The sequence below is a fragment of the Flectobacillus sp. BAB-3569 genome, from assembly GCF_002270355.1.
GTDB lineage: Bacteria > Bacteroidota > Bacteroidia > Cytophagales > Spirosomataceae > Flectobacillus > Flectobacillus roseus.
On sequence record NZ_NJFZ01000053.1, the window covers coordinates 1 to 3174 of the forward strand.

Annotated in this window: 4 protein-coding genes; all 4 read right to left on the minus strand. The window is 42.4% G+C overall.

Going from position 1 to position 3174, the window contains the following annotated elements:
- A partial coding sequence (locus tag BWI92_RS26255; protein WP_141234942.1) for a hypothetical protein occupies window positions 1-355 on the minus strand: 355 nt, incomplete at its 3' end.
- Between the two features lie 25 nt (window positions 356-380).
- A complete protein-coding gene (locus tag BWI92_RS26260; protein ID WP_095168590.1) occupies window positions 381-1412 on the minus strand; it encodes a hypothetical protein in 1032 nt (343 codons plus the stop codon).
- A gap of 22 nt (window positions 1413-1434) precedes the next feature.
- Entirely contained in the window at window positions 1435-2256 is an 822-nt protein-coding gene (locus tag BWI92_RS26265) for a T9SS type A sorting domain-containing protein (RefSeq protein ID WP_095168593.1), read from the minus strand.
- Between the two features lie 56 nt (window positions 2257-2312).
- Window positions 2313-3174 (minus strand): hypothetical protein (locus tag BWI92_RS27540; protein WP_217903502.1); only part of this gene is annotated, 862 nt, incomplete at its 5' end.

Here is a 3174-nt window from a genome sequence, read left to right on the forward strand (position 1 = left end):
TACATGAACTCACGAGGTTGATATCGCCACCTACAGTCAAATTCGGCGAAACGCTATTGTTATACGTCACCGCTACCGCTTGGTAAGTATTCGCAACCACATTGGCGATGCTCATCACGTTAACGGGCGACACATATTGGATTATTCCTGAGGAATTCGTCAATACTAACTGGGAACTCACATTTGAGCCTGTGGTTTGACCACTCAAACTCATCGTTACGGTTCCTGATTTGTAGTTACAAGCCTGTCCATAAGAACTTTCCCATAACATAAGCATAAGGAAGGCTACCCCTAAGCTTTTTCCATACCTTTGAAAAAAACCTAGAACTTTTTCTTGAATTATATAAGTCATCATATCTTTCTTGCTTGCTTGGTTAGGGTTAAAGCTTACTTAGGACACCTGCACTAATACCACAGCCTACCGTCGTCGTATTGCTCGTTGCACTGTTGTTGCTCGTGTTGGTTTCTCCACCACCTGAAACGATACCGCTAATTGCAATACCTCCTGTGGTTGTTGGGGTAACATTTAATGGAAAACTCACACTGCCACTCGCTGGAATATTCGGTGAACTATTCGTACATACAATAGTTGTAGCGCCAGCTACGGGTCCTGTTGGACTACAGCTCCAACCGCTACCACCACCACTATTGAAAGTTAATCCTGTAGGAATGCTAAAGCTCTCACTCACGCTACCTGTACTAGCTCCTGAACCTACGTTGTTTACCGTTACAGTATACACAAAAGGAGTACTTGGCGTACCTGTACTTGGTCCACTGATACTAGTCGTTAGGTCTGATACCGGAGGCGTTGGACATACCGTTGCTGTACCATAATTGTCTTTATAGCTATCTGATAAGGCTCCACTTACACCACTCAAATATATGGAGTTAGCAGAATTTAATTTCGGAGTATCTGCGCCACCTGTACCATCTGCTACGTTGCGATACATACGAATACTGCCAATACAAGCTTGTGTACGGAATCGAAATAAAGGAATCTCTACACCTGCTACGATATTCGGAAGAATTGGACTTCCTGTCAAGGCAAAATAACCATACTCGGTAGTCGTATTGAGCGCCGTGCGCTGAGTAGACCAGATATAGTTCCCTGCATTGGTAGAAGGTAGTAAGTCTTCCACGCCTCCTACTAAATTTGTCATCGAGGTACTCGTAGCACTTATAGGGGCAAAAGTACCTATGGGTGCCACCAAGGTATACTGAATCGTTGAGATCGTCGTTTGGTTACTACTTGCACTATAAGCCGCATCCGACTTCATCGTTGCATAGTAATAGCCATCTGAGCGCAATTCTATTTTGTAGCTAAAATGGGGAGTACTTCCTTGGCCATATGCGCTACCATTGCTGAGAACTAGCCCTAGTAAAATACCAAAGCCCAGTAGTAATTTTCTCATATATTTCGTGGGGTTTTCTGTTCTACTTTGTGACAACTACATGCAATGCCTTCGAACTAAAGTTCTTGCTTTGCAATTTCAACAAATATCCGCCTAGCTTCACACTCTTCAACTCTACGCTAGCTTCGTGTTTCCCATAACTAGGATCTACACTTTCTTCTTGTACCGTAATACCTGTTGTTGCATCAATGAGTTGAAGACTCAATTCGCTCGGCTCTTCTGCCAAGCGGTTGTCCCATTTAACCTTCAATCTATCAATGGCTGGGTTGGGATATATTTCTTGTAAGGATAACACCGATACGCCTGATTCGCCAGTATTGCCACTGTAGGCATTCTGTAAACCAGAACTTACTCCCAAGAGGTTAATCTGATTTCCTATGTTAATCTTTGTCGTCTTTTGGTTTTGTACCATTACGTCTGTCTCACTTATCAATTGGATTTGAGGATTCTCTATCCCTGTATTTTCAAAGGAAAACAATTCTATCAGTTCTCCTTCTTTCAAGGCGTAATGACTCGTCCCCATCGTTTGTAATCCGACTGAATAATAAGTGTAACTAGGTGCTAAGCTCGGTGACTTTAATACGCCATTCAAATCCCATACATCCGACTCAGACGCCGAACGAAGATTGTTGAATTTAAAATCACTCCCAGATTTTACCTTGAAGGTGATCTGAGCAGTACTAATTAAATTGTGTGGAGATTTATAACTCTTTTCTGAAAGGGCATACACATGGTATGTCTTCAGATTTTCGTCTAACTTGAGTTGATATTTGATTTGGCCAACTACTTGACCACTTATGAGTAATGATACTCCTAAGAAAATCGAGGATAGGATATGTCTCATATTGCTATGGTTTTGGGAGAGGGACTGATTCTATTCAGCCCCTCTGCTACTTAGTTCTATGGTAATTGTTGGTAGATAATGAAGTTATTCAATTTCTCCACGTTTTCTGGATGAGTGAATATCTCATTAAACAACAAGTTTACATCGTTACCTGGCCCTTGGAAGATTACCAAACCATCTAGGTTAATATCTGGTCGTAAGTAACCTGTTACCATGTAGTTGTTCAAGCCTTCGGTATTACCCGCATCGGTCAATACCACACTGCCGATAAAGGTTCTATCGTTATTTGGCCCTTGGTAAATCACAAAGCGATCTGGACTGGCATTGCCTCCCCATAATGCTCGGACACTACCTAGCTCTACCGTTGGATAAGCCGTGTATTCTGGATCAGTGGTAGCTTTCTTGTACAAGCTCAAACTTGAACTTGTAAAATCAACCAAGGCTGAACAGCTTGAGGTCAACGCTATCGCATTCGCAGTCATCGCTCCCAAGTGGTTACGGTGACGAACTGTCACATAATAACTATCTGGAACAGCGCCTACAAAACTCAAGCAACTCACACCATCTACATCTACGATATCGCCATCACGTTGTACTAAACCTGAACGACTGTACAAAATCACACTTGGATTATTCTTATCGCGTAACTCTACTGATACCCAGTCAACAATCGCATTACTGCCAGTTACTGACAATACCGATGTAGTTGTGGCTTCTTCAGCGCCAATGTGAGGAATATCAGTATAAGAGCCTTTACCATAAGGTTGTACTAATGGAATCAGACCTTGGCTACGTAAGCCATCTAACATCAATCCTACATTGGTATCGTATGCGCCTCGCAAGAATACTTTCGCAGTCAATTTCACTACTGACTGACCTACTGATACGCTCGTAATGTTAGATTGAGCAGCCGTTGTT